The 14,944-nt window shown below is 69.2% G+C and carries 16 protein-coding genes and 1 riboswitch; of the genes, 7 read left to right on the top strand and 9 right to left on the bottom strand.

Features of this window, described 5'->3' with window-relative positions; all coding sequences use genetic code 11:
* Positions 1–141 precede the first annotated feature (141 nt).
* A complete protein-coding gene (tyrS, locus tag LG388_RS15470) occupies positions 142–1,377 on the bottom strand; it encodes a tyrosine--tRNA ligase (RefSeq protein WP_225783644.1) in 1,236 nt (411 codons plus the stop codon).
* A 165-nt stretch (positions 1,378–1,542) separates the two neighbouring features.
* Between tyrS and LG388_RS15465 the strand changes: the two genes are divergently transcribed.
* Both LG388_RS15465 and LG388_RS15460 read left to right on the top strand, forming a co-directional pair.
* Positions 1,543–2,892 (top strand): M23 family metallopeptidase, encoded by a 1,350-nt coding sequence (locus tag LG388_RS15465; RefSeq protein WP_225784394.1) that lies wholly within the window; start codon positions 1,543–1,545, stop codon positions 2,890–2,892.
* 79 nt (positions 2,893–2,971) lie between these two features.
* On the top strand, positions 2,972–4,096 hold the full coding sequence (locus tag LG388_RS15460; RefSeq protein WP_225783643.1) for an anhydro-N-acetylmuramic acid kinase: 1,125 nt from the start codon (positions 2,972–2,974) through the stop codon (positions 4,094–4,096).
* A 36-nt stretch (positions 4,097–4,132) separates the two neighbouring features.
* On the opposite strand, the gene mdtD is transcribed toward LG388_RS15460, so the two are convergent.
* The 4 genes from mdtD to rplM form a co-directional block, all read right to left on the bottom strand.
* Positions 4,133–5,578: a multidrug transporter subunit MdtD gene (gene mdtD, locus LG388_RS15455; protein WP_225783642.1), complete on the bottom strand. Its 1,446-nt coding sequence runs from the start codon at positions 5,576–5,578 to the stop codon at positions 4,133–4,135.
* An 86-nt stretch (positions 5,579–5,664) separates the two neighbouring features.
* Positions 5,665–6,042 (bottom strand): iron-sulfur cluster insertion protein ErpA, encoded by a 378-nt coding sequence (gene erpA, locus LG388_RS15450; protein ID WP_225783641.1) that lies wholly within the window; start codon positions 6,040–6,042, stop codon positions 5,665–5,667.
* A 232-nt stretch (positions 6,043–6,274) separates the two neighbouring features.
* The gene (gene rpsI / locus LG388_RS15445) at positions 6,275–6,667 is read right to left on the bottom strand and encodes a 30S ribosomal protein S9 (RefSeq protein WP_225783640.1); all 393 of its coding nucleotides are present in this window, start codon (positions 6,665–6,667) and stop codon (positions 6,275–6,277) included.
* A gap of 11 nt (positions 6,668–6,678) precedes the next feature.
* Positions 6,679–7,107 carry a 50S ribosomal protein L13 gene (rplM, locus tag LG388_RS15440; protein ID WP_225783639.1) on the bottom strand — a complete coding sequence of 143 codons (429 nt, stop codon included), beginning with the start codon at positions 7,105–7,107 and terminating at the stop codon, positions 6,679–6,681.
* A 219-nt stretch (positions 7,108–7,326) separates the two neighbouring features.
* Between rplM and LG388_RS15435 the strand changes: the two genes are divergently transcribed.
* Positions 7,327–8,256, top strand: a complete 930-nt coding sequence (locus tag LG388_RS15435) for a 23S rRNA (adenine(2030)-N(6))-methyltransferase RlmJ (protein WP_225783638.1) — start codon at positions 7,327–7,329, stop codon at positions 8,254–8,256.
* 21 nt (positions 8,257–8,277) lie between these two features.
* Here the strand turns inward: LG388_RS15435 and LG388_RS15430 are convergent, their stop codons facing one another.
* From LG388_RS15430 to ahcY, 4 genes are read right to left on the bottom strand one after another with little or no spacing between them, the layout of a single operon-like run.
* A complete protein-coding gene (locus tag LG388_RS15430; RefSeq protein WP_225783637.1) occupies positions 8,278–8,964 on the bottom strand; it encodes a septal ring lytic transglycosylase RlpA family protein in 687 nt (228 codons plus the stop codon).
* 53 nt (positions 8,965–9,017) lie between these two features.
* Positions 9,018–9,851, bottom strand: coding sequence for a methylenetetrahydrofolate reductase [NAD(P)H] (gene metF / locus LG388_RS15425; RefSeq protein WP_225783636.1), 834 nt, complete (start codon positions 9,849–9,851; stop codon positions 9,018–9,020).
* Entirely contained in the window at positions 9,829–10,644 is an 816-nt protein-coding gene (locus tag LG388_RS15420) for a TlyA family RNA methyltransferase (RefSeq protein ID WP_225783635.1), read from the bottom strand. Before LG388_RS15420 ends, metF begins: the two co-directional genes overlap by 23 nt.
* A 43-nt stretch (positions 10,645–10,687) precedes the next feature.
* A complete protein-coding gene (ahcY, locus tag LG388_RS15415; RefSeq protein ID WP_225783634.1) occupies positions 10,688–12,145 on the bottom strand; it encodes an adenosylhomocysteinase in 1,458 nt (485 codons plus the stop codon).
* A 61-nt stretch (positions 12,146–12,206) separates the two neighbouring features.
* A riboswitch (S-adenosyl-L-homocysteine riboswitch) is annotated at positions 12,207–12,313 on the bottom strand.
* A gap of 208 nt (positions 12,314–12,521) precedes the next feature.
* Here ahcY and LG388_RS15410 point away from each other — a divergent pair.
* From LG388_RS15410 to LG388_RS15395, 4 genes are read left to right on the top strand one after another with little or no spacing between them, the layout of a single operon-like run.
* Complete coding sequence (locus LG388_RS15410; RefSeq protein ID WP_225783633.1) at positions 12,522–12,938, top strand: YjfI family protein; 417 nt, start codon at positions 12,522–12,524, stop codon at positions 12,936–12,938.
* A 31-nt stretch (positions 12,939–12,969) separates the two neighbouring features.
* Complete coding sequence (locus LG388_RS15405) at positions 12,970–13,728, top strand: PspA/IM30 family protein (RefSeq protein WP_225783632.1); 759 nt, start codon at positions 12,970–12,972, stop codon at positions 13,726–13,728.
* Between the two features lie 60 nt (positions 13,729–13,788).
* Positions 13,789–14,187 carry a hypothetical protein gene (locus tag LG388_RS15400; RefSeq protein WP_225783631.1) on the top strand — a complete coding sequence of 133 codons (399 nt, stop codon included), beginning with the start codon at positions 13,789–13,791 and terminating at the stop codon, positions 14,185–14,187.
* Between the two features lie 48 nt (positions 14,188–14,235).
* On the top strand, positions 14,236–14,880 hold the full coding sequence (locus LG388_RS15395; RefSeq protein ID WP_225783630.1) for an OB-fold-containig protein: 645 nt from the start codon (positions 14,236–14,238) through the stop codon (positions 14,878–14,880).
* Positions 14,881–14,944: the final 64 nt, after the last annotated feature.

The raw sequence follows: 14,944 nt of genomic DNA, 5'->3' as shown, positions 1-14,944 counted from the left end.
CCCGATCATCGCAGCGCAATGCGCCAGCGTGGCAATTTCTCGTCGAAAGTGTATTCGAACGTTTCATGAGTGAGGCGTTCGATACATTTTGTGCGCCCCTTCTTTGGGGAGCGCGGCCGCGCGAGCCGGCTCAGGCGCCCCTCAGGCGCCCAATTGCACGCGCGCGAACTTGCGCTTGCCCACCTGGACCACGTAGGTCCCGGGCGCCAGCTTCAGCCCCTTGTCGCTGATGACCACCGAATCCACGCGCACGCCACCGCCGTCGATGAGGCGGTTGCCTTCGGAGGTGGAGGGCGCCAGGCCCGCTTGCTTGAGCAGCTGCGCGATGCCCAGCGGCGCGCCGCCCAGCTGCACGTCGGGAATCTCGTCGGGCACGCCGCCACGGCTGCGGTTGGCGAAGTCCTGCTCGGCCGCATCGGCGGCCCGGGCGCTGTGGAAGCGCGTGGTGATCTCGCGCGCCAGCAGCACCTTGGCGTCCTTGGGGTTGCGGCCGGCCGCCACCTCGGCCTTCAGGGCCGCAATGTCCTCGAGCGAGCGGAAGCTCAGCAGCGTGAACCACTTCCACATCAGTTCGTCGGAGATCGACAGCACCTTGGCGAACATGGTGTTGGGCTCTTCGGAAATGCCGATGTAGTTGTTCTTGCTCTTGGACATCTTCTCCACGCCGTCCAGCCCCTCGAGCAGCGGCATGGTCAGGATGCACTGCGGCTCCTGCCCGTATTCCTGCTGCAGGTGGCGGCCCATGAGCAGGTTGAACTTCTGGTCGGTCCCGCCCAGTTCCAGGTCGGCCTTGAGCGCCACCGAGTCGTAGCCCTGCATCAGCGGGTACAGGAACTCGTGCACCGAAATGGACTGGTTGGCCTTGTAGCGCTTGTCGAAGTCCTCGCGCTCCATCATGCGCGCGACGGTGTACTTGGCCGCCAGCTGGATCATCCCGCGTGCGCCCAGCTGGTCGCTCCATTCGCTGTTGTAGCGGATCTCGGTCTTCTGCGGGTCCAGCACCAGGCTGGCCTGCTGGTAGTAGGTCTGGGCGTTGGCCTCGATTTGCTCGCGCGTGAGCGGCGGGCGGGTGCTGTTGCGGCCCGAGGGGTCGCCGATGGTGCTGGTGAAGTCGCCGATCAGGAAGATGACCGTGTGCCCCAGGTCCTGGAGCTGGCGCATCTTGTTCAGCACCACGGTGTGGCCCAGGTGGATGTCGGGCGCGGTCGGGTCCAGCCCCAGCTTGATGCGCAGCGGCTGGCCGGTGGCGGCGGAGCGCTGCAGTTTCTTGACCCACTCTTCCTGTGGCAGCAGTTCGTCGACCCCCCGCAGCGAAATGGAAAGCGCCTGTCCTACATCAACAGAGGGCGGCTGACTAGTAACAAACACGGGATTCATCAGATTTTTTGCGGTGGATACAACGCTGCTGGCTATACTGCAACGCCTTTTGCGAGCCCGCCATTCTAAAGGCGTGGCTCTCTCGCCCCGGTTGCACAGCAGGCCCGCTTCTTGCGCCGCTCGGCCGGTCGACGACATCGCGCTGGAATTTCTGAGTTGTCCAAACTGATCAACGGCATTCTGGCCGCGGAGGAGCTTGTTGCCTCCCGCGTGGTCAGCACCTTCAGAAGCTACCCCCGACAGATCAGTGCCGCGATCGCCGGCCTGTTGCTGTGCGCCGGCGGTGGCGCTTTCGCAGTCGCCTCGCTGGACCAGGGCGTCGCCCAGCTGCCCGTGCAGCAGGTCTTCGAATCGGTGACCCCGCTGTCGCTGGACGCCCAGAGCAGCGAACTGGACCAGTTCAGCTTCACCCTCTTTCGCACCGACGCCACGCGCGCCAGCGACACGGCCGACGCGCTGCTCGGCCGCCTGGGCGTGAGCGACCCGGCTGCGGCGGCCTTCATCCGCGGCAGCGTCGACGCCCGCCAGGCGCTGTTCAACCGCGTGGGCCGCACCGTGTCGGCCGAACTGGGCCACGACCAGCGCCTCAACAAGCTGCTGGCGCGCTGGATTCCCGACGGCGACGGCGGCTTCCGCCGCTTCGTGGTCGAGCGCCAGGGCGAGGGCTTCTGGAGCCGCTTCGAGCCCGAGACGCTGGACGCGGGCAGCCGGCTGGCCAGCGGCGTGGTGCGCAGCTCGCTGTTCGCTGCCACCGACGCGGCGGGCATCCCCGACGCCGTGGCCAGCCAGCTGGCCGACATCTTTGCCGGCGACGTGGACTTCCGCCAGCTGCGCAAGGGCGACCGCTTCGCCGTGCTTTACGAGAGTTTCGAGGCCGATGGCCAGACGCTGCGCTCCGGCCGCGTGCTCGCGGCGGAGTTCGAGAGCAACGGCCGCACGCATCAGGCCATGTGGTACCAGGAGCCCGGCCAGAAGGGCGGCTACTACCGCCCCAATGGCGACAGCCTGCGCAAGGCCTATCTGAGCTCGCCGGTCGAATTCACCCGGGTGTCCAGCGGCTTCGCCATGCGCACGCACCCGATCCTCAACACCTGGCGCCAGCACAACGGCATCGACTTCGCGGCGCCGTCGGGCACGCCCGTTCGCACGGTGGGAGATGGCGTGGTCGATTTCGCCGGCACGCAGAACGGCTACGGCAACATCGTCATCGTCACGCACCGCAACCAGCAGCAGACCGCCTACGCCCACCTGTCGCGCATCGACGTGCGTCCTGGCCAGAGCGTGGAACAGGGCCAGACGCTGGGCGCCGTGGGCGCGACCGGATGGGCCACGGGCCCGCACCTTCATTTCGAATTCCGCATCGACGGCCAGCCGCACGACCCCAGCACCATCGCGCAGCAAGGCGGCGGCGTGCCCATCACGGCCGCAGCGCGCCCGGCCTTCGACAAGCTGGCCAGCGCCAACCGCCAGGAACTGGCGGCCGCCTTCTCGGTGGTCCAGGCGAATGCCAACTGATCGCGCCTGAGCTTGCACGCGGGCTCGCCTCGTTTCCTCCAAGCGCCGCGCCTGCGGCGCTTTTCACATGGGCCTTCGCATGAATGACGCGCTGTACCTCGGCCTCATGTCCGGCACATCGCTCGATGGCATCGACGCGGTGCTGGCCGAGGTCTCGGACACCGGCCTGCGCGTTCGCGCTCACGCCGCCACCGGCTTCGCACCCGCCCTGCGCGCCGAGCTGCTCGCGCTCAATGCGCCCGGCGCCCACGAACTGCACCGCGCCGCGCTGGCCGCCAACGCCCTGGCCCGCGGCTGCGCCGACTTGGTGAACCGCCTGCTCGCGCAGCAGGACCTGTCGGCCAGCGAGGTGCGCGCCCTCGGCGCCCACGGCCAGACCGTGCGCCACCAGCCCGGCCTGCATGACGGCACGGGCTACACGCTGCAGCTCAACAACCCGGCGCTGCTGGCCGAGCTGACGGGCATCGACGTGGTGGCCGACTTCCGCAGCCGCGACGTGGCGGCCGGCGGCCAGGGGGCGCCACTGGTGCCGGCCTTCCATGCGGCGGTCTTCGGCCGCGCCGACGCGGACGTGGCGGTGCTGAACCTGGGCGGCATCGCCAACCTGAGCCTGCTGCCGGCCGCCGGCCGCGGCGAGCCCGTGCGCGGCTTCGACTGCGGACCCGCCAACGCCCTGCTGGACCACTGGCACCAGCGCCATCGCGGCCAGCCCTACGACGCGGGCGGTGCCTGGGCGGCCAGCGGCACCGTGGACGCCGCCCTGCTCGCGCTGTGCCTGCAGGAGCCCTATTTCGCGCAGCCGCTGCCCAAGAGCACGGGGCGGGACCTGTTCAACCCCGGCTGGCTGGACGCGCGGCTGGCACAGTTGCCCATGGTGCCACGGCCGCAGGACGTACAGGCCACGCTGGCGGAGCTCACCGCGCGCAGCTGTGCCGAAAGCCTTCAGCGCTACGCACCGCAGGGCCCGGAACTGCTGGTCTGCGGCGGCGGCGCGCGCAACGACGACCTCATGGCCCGCCTGCGCCGGCATCTGCCGGCGCGCAGCGTCCAGCCCACCGATGTGCGCGGCCTGCCCGCCCAGCAGGTGGAAGCCGCGGCCTTCGCCTGGCTCGCGCATCGGGCCCTGGAACGGCGGCCCGGCAACCTGCCCGACGTGACCGGCGCGCGCGGCCCGCGCGTGCTCGGCGCGATCTACCCGCGCTGAGGGGGCGCCGGCCCGCTGCGGAACCTCGCAGCGAGTTCAGCGCTGGCCCGACACCTCCGGCCCCTCCAGCTCAGGCGCGCGCGCCTGCGGCGGCAGGTGCCAGAAAACCCCGGCCGAGATCATGGTGATCAGCCCGACCGTGGTGAAAGTGGCCTCGAAGGCCCGCTGCGCCGCGCCGGCGCCCGAGGCCGCGAAGGCGTCGCTGAAGCCCGCGAGCACCGCCCCCGCGACCGCCACGCCCAGGCTCATCGCCAGCATCTGCACCATCGACAGCAGGCTGTTGCCGCTGCTGGCGCTGGCGCCGTCCAGGTCCTTGAGCGTGATGGTGTTCATGGCCGTGAACTGCAGCGAATTGAAGGCGCCGAACACCGCCAGCTGCGCCACGTGCAGCCAGACCGGCATGCCCGGCCCGGCGAGCGCGAAGCTGGCCATCAGCGCGCCAATAACCAGGGTGTTGATCACCAGCACGTTGCGGTAGCCGAAGCGCAGGATCAGCGGCGTAGCCACGCGCTTCATGCCCATGCCCGCCAGCGCGGTGGGCAGCATCATCAGCCCTGCATGCAGCGGTGTGTAGCCCAGCGACACCTGCAGCGACACCGGGATGAGGAAAGGCATGGCCCCGCTGCCCAGGCGGCAGAACAGGTTGCCCAGCAGCCCCACGCTCAAGGTGCGCACACGGAACAGCAGCGGAGAGAAGAGCGGCCGCTCCGCGCGGGCCGCATGCAGCCAGTAGACCGTGAGCGAGGCCAGCCCGAACACGGCCAGCACGAAGCCGCCGCCACGGCCCAGGCCCAGCTGCGCACTGCCTTCCACGGCCAGCGAGATGGCCACCATGGCGACTGCCAGCAGCGCATAGCCCAACAGGTCGAAGCGCACGCGCTCCGGCGCGCGCGCGTCGGGCATGTAGCGCAGCGTGGCGGCCACACCCAGCACGCCCACGGGCAGGTTGATCAGGAAGATCCAGTGCCAGGACGCGGCCTGCACCAGCCAGCCGCCCAGCGTCGGTCCGAGCAGCGGGCCGATCAGGCCCGGAATGGCCACGAAGCTCATCGCCTGCAGGAACTCGCCGCGCGGCACGGTGCGCAGCACGGCCAGCCGCCCCACGGGCAGCAGCAGCGCCCCGCCCACGCCCTGGACGATGCGGGCCGCCACCAGGGCCGACAGGGAGTGCGCGAGCGCGCAGGCCAGCGAGCCCAGCGAGAAGATGGCGATCGCGCACATGAACACGCGCCGCGTGCCGAAGCGGTCCGCCAGCCAGCCCGAGGCCGGGATCAGCATCGCCATGGTGAGCGAGTAAGCCACCACCACCGACTGCATGCGCAGCGGGCTTTCGCCCAGGCTGGCCGCCATGGCCGGCAGGGCGGTGTTGATGATGGTGGCGTCCAGCGTCTGCATGAAGAAGCCGATGGCCACCAGCCACAACAGCACGCGCGTCGAGGGCGCAGCCTCACCGGCAGGAGGAGAGGGGGAAACGGAGGGCATGGCGGGGCGATGCGAGACGGCGGGAACGAAAAAGCCGCCCGAAGGCGGCTGGTCTTTCTTGGGCGAACGCGGCGGGGGCGCCCCGCTCAGGTCGAGAAGCTCGAACCGCAGCCACAGGTAGTGGTGGCATTCGGATTCTTGATCACGAACTGCGCGCCCTGCAGGTCTTCCTTGTAGTCGATCTCGGCGCCGACGAGGTACTGGTAGCTCATCGCGTCGATGAGCAGCGACACGCCATTCTTGGTCATGGTGGTGTCGTCCTCGTTGGTGATCTCGTCGAAGGTGAAGCCGTACTGGAAGCCCGAGCAGCCGCCGCCCTGCACGAACACGCGCAGCTTCAGGTCGGGGTTGCCTTCCTCAGCGATCAGATCGGCCACCTTGGCGGCCGCGCTGTCCGTGAAGATGATCGGCTCGGGCATCGCCTCGGACGAGGTGACAGGGGTTTCTTCGGCAACAGCACTCATGGCAGGGACTCCGTGGGGACCGCACCGGCAGAAAAAGCCGTGCAGCCAAGGTGTGGAATGCTAACGCAGGCAAAGAAAAACCGCCCGGAGGGCGGTTTTTTTGATCGTGCATGCAGGCACGAAGTGCGGATATTCGCGTCGCGAGGGCCTGGAGGGCAAGGCGCGAACCGGAACCGGACTCACGTCCGGTGAGGATTCGCAACGCGGCCATCCAGGTCCGCAGCAGCGAAGATCAGCGCTTCGAGAATTGCTTGCGGCGACGGGCGGAGTGCAGACCGACCTTCTTGCGTTCCACTTCGCGGGCGTCACGCGTGACGAAACCAGCCTGGCTCAGCACCGGCTTGAGGTTCGCGTCGTAGTCGATCAGGGCACGGGTGATGCCGTGGCGGGTCGCGCCGGCCTGGCCGGATTCGCCGCCGCCATGGACGTTGACCTGGATGTCGAAGGTTTCGACGTTGTCGGTCAGCACCAGGGGCTGCTTGGCGATCATGATCGAGGTCTGGCGACCGAAGAACTCTTCGATGGCCTTGCCGTTCACCGTGATCTTGCCGGTGCCCTTCTTGAGAAACACGCGGGCGACGCTGGACTTGCGACGGCCGGTGCCATTGTTCCAATCACCAATCATCTCAAGGCTCCTCAGATTTCCAGCGGCTTGGGCTGCTGGGCGGTGTGCGGGTGTTCCGCGCCGCCGTAGACCTTCAGCTTCTTGATCATGGCGTAGCCCAGAGGACCCTTGGGCAGCATGCCCTTGACGGCCTTCTCGAGCGCACGGCCAGGATGCTTGGCTTGCAGGTCGCGGAAGTTGGTGGCGGTGATGCCGCCGGGGAAGCCCGAATGACGGTAGTACACCTTGTCGAGCGACTTGGTGCCGGTGACCTTGAGCTTGGAGGCGTTGACGATGACGATGAAATCGCCGGTGTCGACGTGAGGCGTGTAAATGGCCTTGTGCTTGCCGCGCAGACGGAGGGCAACTTCGCTGGCTACCCGTCCGAGGACCTTGTCGGTCGCGTCAATCACAAACCACTCGTGCACGACCTCAGCGGGCTTTGCGCTGAAAGTGGACATGAGTTTTCCTGGGAGGAAGAAGGTTTGCTGAGGGCCCTTTTCCACGGTCGGCCATCCTCTGGAGGGAAAGCTCTTAGGTGGGTTGCGGCCTGAAAACCTCACGAAGGCGAAGCATCCAGGCGTCTTTGCCGCGGGACCCGAAATCGCTGCAAAGCCCGCCATTATAGGCGGGCAAGCGCCGGTACCGCAAATCCTGGCCCGGGCGGTTAGCATCGGACCATGTTCAGCTACCGACACGCCTTCCACGCCGGCAACCATGCCGACGTGCTCAAACACACGGTGCTGATTGCGGCGCTCGAGCGCCTGCTCGAGAAAGACGCCCCGCTCACGGTGATCGACACCCATGCCGGCGCCGGCCTGTACCGGCTCGACGGCGACTACGCGGGCACCAGCGGCGAGGCGGCCCAAGGCGTGCTGCGCCTGCTGAGCCCGGACGCCGACGCCGCCCCCTCGGCGCCCGCGCGCAAGCCCCCCGTGCCCGATGAACCCGCGCCCGCCCTCGCCCGCTACCTGGAGCTGGTGCGCAGCTTCAACCGCGCCGGGCAGGCCCGCGTATATCCCGGCTCGCCCTTCATCGCCCAGCACCTGCTGCGCGAGCAGGACAAGCTCAAGCTCTACGAACTGCATCCCACGGACGCGCGCACGCTGGACGCCAACGTCGCCCAGCTGGAGGCCGGCCGCCAGGTCGCCGTGCTGCGCGAGGACGGCTTCGGCAGCGCCACCAAGTTCCTGCCGCCGCCCTCGCGCCGCGCGCTGGTGCTGACCGATCCGAGCTACGAGCTCAAGACCGACTACGCGCGCACGGCCGCCTTCGTGGCCGAAGCCCTCAAGCGCTTCGCGACGGGGGTCTATGCGGTCTGGTACCCGATCATCCCGCGCCCAGAGGCGCACGAGCTGCCGCGCCGCCTCAAGACGCTGGCGAACAAGGCCGGCAAGCCCTGGCTGCATGCGACGCTGACGGTGAAGTCCAGCAAGATCGCCAGCACGCCCGACGGCCAGGGTAAGCGCCCTGGCCTGCCCGCCAGCGGCATGTTCCTGATCAACCCGCCCTTCACACTGGCCGACCAGCTGCGTCCGGCCCTGGCGCAGATGGCCGCGTGGCTCGCGCAGGACCGCCACGCGGGCTTCACGCTCGAACACGGCGGCTGACCGAGAAATGCGCGGCCCGGCTCAGCGCCTGCCGCGCGTGCTGCGGCGGGCCGAGGCGGTGCGCTTGACCGGTGCGGCCGGTTTGCTCTGCGGCGGCGCCACCGGCTCCGCGGCCGGCGACGCGGCTTGCACGGCGGCCACGGCACGGCCCGCGCAGCGGCCGCCATCGGGGCCGACCACGGTGAGCGCCACCTGCTTGATGCCCATGTCCACCATGTCCAGGGCCTCCGCGGCCACCGGGCTCAAGTCGATCACCCGCCCCGGCACGAAGGGGCCGCGGTCGTTCACGCGCACCAGCACCTCCTTGCCGTTGACCAGGCTGCGCACGCACACGCGGGTGTTGAACGGCAGCGTCTTGTGGGCGGCCGTCATCGCGCCTACATCGAAACGCTCCCCGTTCGCCGTGCGGCGCTGGTGGAACTGCATGCCGTAGTAGGACGCGCCGCCGCGCTGGAACACCTCGCCAGGCGCGTCGTCGCCCGGCTTGTCATCGTCGGCTTCCAGTTCCTCTTCGGTGCGCCCGATCGCCAGGTCGTAGCGCGCCTGCGGCACCAGGCTGCGCGGCGCATCGGCCGGCGTGCCGGGCTGGCGCGCCAGGGGCTTCAGCGGCGGCATCGCCTCGGCCGGCTGCTCGGGCCCTTCGGCAGGCGGCGTGTGGGTGCACGCCACGAGCAGCGACGTGGCCGCCACGGTCAGGACGGATCGCAAGTCCCGGCGCGGCGCCCGCAAGCGTCGGCGGGGCGATGCGGCCTGCGGCCCCTTCATGCCGCCCAACCCAGCCGCTGCAGCACGCCGAGCGTGGCCACCGACTGGTTCATCGTGTAGAAGTGCAGCGCGGGCGCACCGCCCGCCTGCAGCCGCTCGCACAGCTGCGCGACCACGTCCAGGCCGAAGGCCTTGATGGAGGCCGTGTCGTCGCCGAAGCCCTGCAGCCGCAGCCGGATCCAGCGCGGGATCTCGGCGCCGCAGGCGTCGGAGAAGCGCATCAGCTGCGTGGAACTCGTGATCGGCATGATGCCGGGCACGATGGGCAGATCCAGCCCCTTGGCGCGCGCATCGTCGACGAAGCGCCAGTAGGCCTCGGCGCTGAAGAAGTATTGCGTGATGGCCGAGTCGGCGCCCGCCCGCACCTTGGCCGCGAAGGCTTGCAGGTCGGCCTCGGCCGAACGCGCCTGCGGATGCACTTCCGGGTAGGCCGCCACCTCGATGTGGAAGTCGCGCCCCGTCTCGGCGCGGATGAAGGCGACGAGGTCGCTCGCGTACTGGAACTCGCCGCCCACGCCATAGCCGCTGGGCAGGTCGCCGCGCAGCGCCACCAGGCGCTTGACGCCCATGCCGCGCAGCTCGGCCAGCTGGGCGCGCACCGTCTCGCGCGTGGCGCCGACGCAGGAGAAGTGGCTGGCCGCATCCACGCCTTCGGCCAGGATCTCCTGCACGGCGCCGAAGGTGCCGGCCTGCGTGGAGCCGCCCGCGCCATAGGTGACCGAGCAGAACTCGGGCTTCATCGCATAGAGCTGGGCGCGCACCGCGCGCAGCTTCACCACGCCCTCGGGCGTCTTGGGGGGAAAGAACTCAAAGCTCAGTGGCAGGCGCATCGCCTCCTCCTTCGCTGCTGCTGCCCTGCCGGGCATGAATGAAGAACTCGCGGTTGCCGTCGCCGCCCACGATGGGGCTGGGCAGCCAGTGTCGCACCCGCAGGCCGCAGGCCAGGGCGGCCTCACGCAGCCGCGCCTGCACCTGGTCGTACAGCGCCGCATCGCGCACGATGCCGCCCTTGCCGATCTGCGCGGGCTGCAGCTCGAACTGCGGCTTGACCAACATCAGCAGATCGCCGCCGGGCCGCAGCAGCGGCGCCAGCGCCGGCAGCACCAGCGTGAGCGAGATGAACGACAGATCGCCGACGACGAGGTCGAAGCCCATCGGCGCGCCGCCCGCGAATGGCGGCGCATCGCGCAGCTGCGCGGGCTCGAGCGCACGCGCATTGCATTTCTCGATGGCCGTCACCCGCGCATCGGCGGCCAGCCGCGCATGCAGCTGGCCGTGGCCCACGTCCACGCCCACCACATGGGCGGCACCCTGCTGCAGCAGGCAGTCGGTGAAGCCGCCGGTGGACTGGCCCACGTCCAGGCACAGGCGCCCGGCCACCGCCACGCCGGTGGCGGCCAGCGCACCCTCGAGCTTGAGCCCGCCGCGCGAGACATAGCGTGCCTCGGCGCCGTCGACCAGTTCGAGCTCTGCGCCCTCGGGCAGTTCCTCGCCGCTCTTGGCCACCGTGCGCCAGGGCTGGGCCGCATGCGCGCGCCAGCGCAGCCCGCCCGCGATCAGGCGCGCCGCCTGGGACCGCGAGGCGGCCAGGCCGCGTGCAACAAGAAGCTGATCCGCCCGCATGGCATTCGGCGCGTACGCACCAAGTGGCGCGCGCCCGGCTCGCTCAGTACCTGTACGTGTCGGGCTTGTACGGCCCCTGCACGGGCACGCCGATGTAGGCGGCCTGCTCCTTGGTCAGCTGGGTCAGCTCGGCGCCCAGCTTGGACAGCTGCAGGCGCGCGACCTTCTCGTCCAGGTGCTTGGGCAGCACGTAGACCTGGCCCACCTTGTAGTCCTTCTGCTTGGTGAACAGCTCGATTTGCGCGAGGGTCTGGTTCGCGAAGCTGGACGACATCACGTAGCTCGGGTGGCCCGTGCCGCAGCCCAGGTTCACGAGGCGGCCCTTGGCCAAGAGGATGATGCGCTTGGCGGGCTTGCGGCCGACCTTGGGGAAGATCACGTGGTCGACCTGCGGCTTGATCTCTTCCCACTGGCAGTGCTTCTCCAGCGCCGCGACGTCGATCTCGTTGTCGAAGTGGCCGATGTTGCAGACGATGGCCTGGTCCTTCATGGCCACCATGTGCTCGTAGCGGATCACATCGCGGTTGCCCGTGGTCGTGACGAAGATGTCGGCCTTGTCGGCCGCGTATTCCATGGTCACGACCTTGTAGCCTTCCATGGCGGCCTGCAGCGCGTTGATGGGGTCGATCTCGGTCACCCAGACCTGCGCCGACAGCGCGCGCAGCGCCTGGGCCGAGCCCTTGCCCACGTCGCCGTAGCCGCAGACCACGGCGACCTTGCCGGCGATCATCACGTCGGTGGCGCGCTTGATGCCGTCCACCAGCGACTCGCGGCAGCCGTAGAGGTTGTCGAACTTGCTCTTGGTGACCGAGTCGTTGACGTTGATGGCGCGCATCAGCAGCGTGCCCTTGGCCGACATCTCGTTCAGGCGGTGCACGCCCGTGGTGGTCTCTTCGGTCACGCCGATGATGTTCTTCAGGCGGCGGCTGTACCAGGTCGGATCGGCCTTGAGCTTGGCCTTGATCGCGGCGTGCAGGATCTTCTCCTCCTCGCTCCTGGCGCGGCCCAGGGCCTTGATGTCCTTCTCGGCCTTGGCGCCCAGGTGCATCAGCAGCGTGGCATCGCCGCCATCGTCCAGGATCATGTTCGGGCCTTCGGCCTTCGAGCCCTTGGGGCCGAACTCGAAGATGCGGTGCGTGTAGTCCCAGTAGTCGGCCAGGGTCTCGCCCTTCACGGCGAACACCGGCGTGCCCGACGCGGCGATGGCCGCCGCGGCATGGTCCTGCGTCGAGAAGATGTTGCACGACGCCCAGCGCACTTCGGCGCCCAGGGCCTGCAGCGTCTCGATCAGCACTGCGGTCTGGATCGTCATGTGCAGCGAGCCCGCGATGCGCGCGCCCTTCAGCGGCTGGCTCCTGGCGTATTCCTCGCGGATCGCCATCAGGCCGGGCATCTCGGTTTCGGCGATCGCGATCTCCTTGCGGCCCCAGGCGGCAAGGCCCAGGTCGGCGATGGCGCAATCGGTGTTGGTCAGTTGTTGGGAAGTGGCAGGCGCGTTCATCAATGCTCCATACGGCAGGTTGAAGACGACCACGTTCTGGGGAAAACTCACCGCACAGAGCCGTGGGCGAGCGTCGTTGCAGAGGGGACCTAGCGGGCCGGTCCCGGGCTCCGAGCCTCGCACCCGCCCTGCCCGCGGCAAGGGGACGCTGCAACGCTCCTCGGAGAAAGGCCGGGATTATAGGGAGCCGCTTGTGCGCCACCCCTTGCACCCCGCAAAGCCCGCAGGCAGGCCGCCCAACCGGCCGTTCGGCCTAGGCCGGGCTTCTGCAGAAAAGACATAGCATGTCGAAAATTCGATTGACATGATATGTCCAGCTCCGCATACTGCCCTTCAAGGCAGCCTGCCCTGCACCCGTCGATCCACTGGAGGGACCATGACCACCTTGCTTCATCAACTCAGCAACCTGGACACGCTGACCTCGGCCCTGATGGGTGGCGTGGCCGTGCAGCTGCAGCCCATTGCGGGCGAGGTGCCCGTCATCCGCGTCAGCATCGAAGGGCGCGACGAGCTGCCCATCTTCGTGACCAGTTCGGACACGCAGTTCATCTGCCTGTGCTACCTCTGGACCGACGAGGACGTGCGCCCCGAGCGCCGCGCCGAGCTGCACGAGGCGCTGCTCGACCTGAACCCCTCCGTGCCGCTGTCCTCCTTCGGGCGCGTGGGCACGCGCTACGTGCTCCATGGCGCACTTTCGCGCAGCGCACGCGCCGAGGACGTGGCCCACGAAGTGGCCGTGCTCAGCGACAACGCGCTCGACGCCCTGGACGCGCTGGCCGAATTCCTGCGCTGAACCTCCCCCACGAACCCCACCGGAGCCCAACATGACCGTCATCAAGAAACTCGTCACCCTGCTGCGCGGCAGCGCGCGCGAACTGGGGCAGAGCGTGGTCGACAACAACGCCACCCGCATCTACGAGCAGGAGATCATCGACGCCAAGTCGAGCATCAGCGAGGCCAAGACCGAACTCACGGCCGTGATGGCCAAGGAGATGCAGACCGCGCGCGACATCGAGCGCATCAAGGGCGAGATCCGCCGCCACGAAGACATGGCCCTGCAGGCGCTGGACAAGACCGAGGAGGGCCTGGCGCTGAAGGTGGCCGAGCGCGTGGCCGGCCTGGAAGCCGAGCTGCAGGCGCAGACGCAGGCGCATGCCGGCTTCGCGGTGCAGGTGCAGCGCCTGAAGGACCTGATCCGCAGCGCCGAGGCGCGCGTGCGCGAGCACGAGCGCGAGATCGGCATCGCCAAGACCACCGAGAGCGTCTACCGCGCGACGCAGAGCATTTCGGACAGCATCGGCAGCACCGGCTCCAGGCTCACCAGCGCGCGCGAATCGCTGGACCGCATCAAGAAGCGGCACGAGGACCTGGCCGACCGCATGGCGGCCGCCGAGGCGCTGGACAAGGAGTTCGGCCACAAGGCGCTGGAGCACGAACTGGCGGCGGCCGGCATCGGCGACAACGACAAGGCACGGGCGGAATCGGTGATGGCCAGGCTGCGCGCGCGCCAGGCCGCTGCGGCAGCGCCGGCCGCTTCGCCGGCGGCAGCGCCCGCCCGGGACGACGGCGCGCCGGCTGCCTGAGGCCGGCTGCCCGCCGCACATCCGATCTTTGGGACACCGCGTCATACGCCCGTCACGCGCATGAGCCACAACAACACACCCAAGAGAAAGACGCCCGCCCGCTGGCAGGGTTCGGAATCGGCGCTGCGCGCGGTGCAGGTGGCCTTCGACGTGGAAGAAGCGGTGATGGAGGCGATCCGCGTGGCCGCCTTCCACGAGAACGTGTCCACCTCGCAGCAGATCCGCAGCGTGCTCGGCCTGCCCGTGGCGGCGCGGCCCAAGCGGCCCCGCCTCACGGTCACGCTCGACGAATCGGACTATGCGCTGCTGGCCGAGCGCTACGGGCTCGCGCCCGAGGACCGGCTGGGCATCAAGGAGGCGGCTACGCGCGAGCTGATCGCCTTCGTGCCACCGGCCGCGCCGCCCGCGCGCGCCGCCGCCAGCGCGCCACGCCCGGCGGCCAGGAAGCGAAAAGCCTGAGACAGCCACCCGCCCAGCCCTTCGCCACTGCACAACAAACACAAGACCATGCGCGAATTCCTCTCCGTCGTTTTCGGCTTTCCCACCTTCCTGTACAGCCTCGCGCTGGCGGTGGTGCTGGTGTACTGGATCGCCGCCATCGTCGGCCTGGTCGACTTCGGCGAAAGCAGCATCGACCTGGACATTGCCGAGCACGCGGACGTGAGCGCGGACGACCTCGGCACCATCGCCGGCTACGTGGTGGCCTTCGGCCTGTCGGGCGTGCCCTTTTCCATCGTCGTCACGCTGCTGGTCGTCATCGGCTGGACGCTGAGCACGCTGGCCGGCATCTGGCTGCTGGCCTGGGTGCCCACGCTGCCGCTGCAGATCCTGGCCGGGCTGGCGGTGCTGGCCGCCTGCTTCGCGCTGTCCATCGTGATCGCAGCGCGCATCGTGCGGCCGCTGCGCGGCGCCTTCGTCACGCAGTACGCGCGGCACAACAGCGACCTGATCGGCCAGACCTGCACCATCACCACCGGCAGCGTGGACGAGCAGCAGGGCTATGCCCAGGTGGCGCAGCGCGGCGCCGCCCTCCTCATCCAGGTCTGGTCGCCGAGCCCCAACCCGCTGCGGCGCGGCAGCCAGGCCCTGATCGTGGAATACGACCGCCATGCGCGGCGCTATCTCGTTCAGTCGATGGATGCCGCGCCCTGATGCGGCGAACATGCAGGCCGATGGCGCAGCCGCCGCCCCGGCCTGCCCGCCTGCGGCGTTGACG

The organism is Xenophilus sp. Marseille-Q4582 (genome assembly GCF_916700565.1).
Lineage (GTDB): Bacteria > Pseudomonadota > Gammaproteobacteria > Burkholderiales > Burkholderiaceae_C > Xenophilus.
This window is presented reverse-complemented; position numbering and strand designations above follow the sequence as displayed.

Bases quoted from the DNA above. Each gene is read 5' to 3' on its own strand.
- tyrS (WP_225783644.1), bottom strand. From the start codon at position 1,377: ATGAATCCCGTGTTTGTTACTAGTCAGCCGCCCTCTGTTGATGTAGGA.
- LG388_RS15460 (WP_225783643.1), top strand. From the start codon at position 2,972: ATGAATGACGCGCTGTACCTCGGCCTCATGTCCGGCACATCGCTCGAT.
- mdtD (WP_225783642.1), bottom strand. From the start codon at position 5,578: ATGCCCTCCGTTTCCCCCTCTCCTCCTGCCGGTGAGGCTGCGCCCTCG.
- erpA (WP_225783641.1), bottom strand. From the start codon at position 6,042: ATGAGTGCTGTTGCCGAAGAAACCCCTGTCACCTCGTCCGAGGCGATG.
- rpsI (WP_225783640.1), bottom strand. From the start codon at position 6,667: ATGATTGGTGATTGGAACAATGGCACCGGCCGTCGCAAGTCCAGCGTC.
- rplM (WP_225783639.1), bottom strand. From the start codon at position 7,107: ATGTCCACTTTCAGCGCAAAGCCCGCTGAGGTCGTGCACGAGTGGTTT.
- LG388_RS15435 (WP_225783638.1), top strand. From the start codon at position 7,327: ATGTTCAGCTACCGACACGCCTTCCACGCCGGCAACCATGCCGACGTG.
- metF (WP_225783636.1), bottom strand. From the start codon at position 9,851: ATGCGCCTGCCACTGAGCTTTGAGTTCTTTCCCCCCAAGACGCCCGAG.
- LG388_RS15420 (WP_225783635.1), bottom strand. From the start codon at position 10,644: ATGCGGGCGGATCAGCTTCTTGTTGCACGCGGCCTGGCCGCCTCGCGG.
- ahcY (WP_225783634.1), bottom strand. From the start codon at position 12,145: ATGAACGCGCCTGCCACTTCCCAACAACTGACCAACACCGATTGCGCC.
- LG388_RS15410 (WP_225783633.1), top strand. From the start codon at position 12,522: ATGACCACCTTGCTTCATCAACTCAGCAACCTGGACACGCTGACCTCG.
- LG388_RS15405 (WP_225783632.1), top strand. From the start codon at position 12,970: ATGACCGTCATCAAGAAACTCGTCACCCTGCTGCGCGGCAGCGCGCGC.
- LG388_RS15400 (WP_225783631.1), top strand. From the start codon at position 13,789: ATGAGCCACAACAACACACCCAAGAGAAAGACGCCCGCCCGCTGGCAG.
- LG388_RS15395 (WP_225783630.1), top strand. From the start codon at position 14,236: ATGCGCGAATTCCTCTCCGTCGTTTTCGGCTTTCCCACCTTCCTGTAC.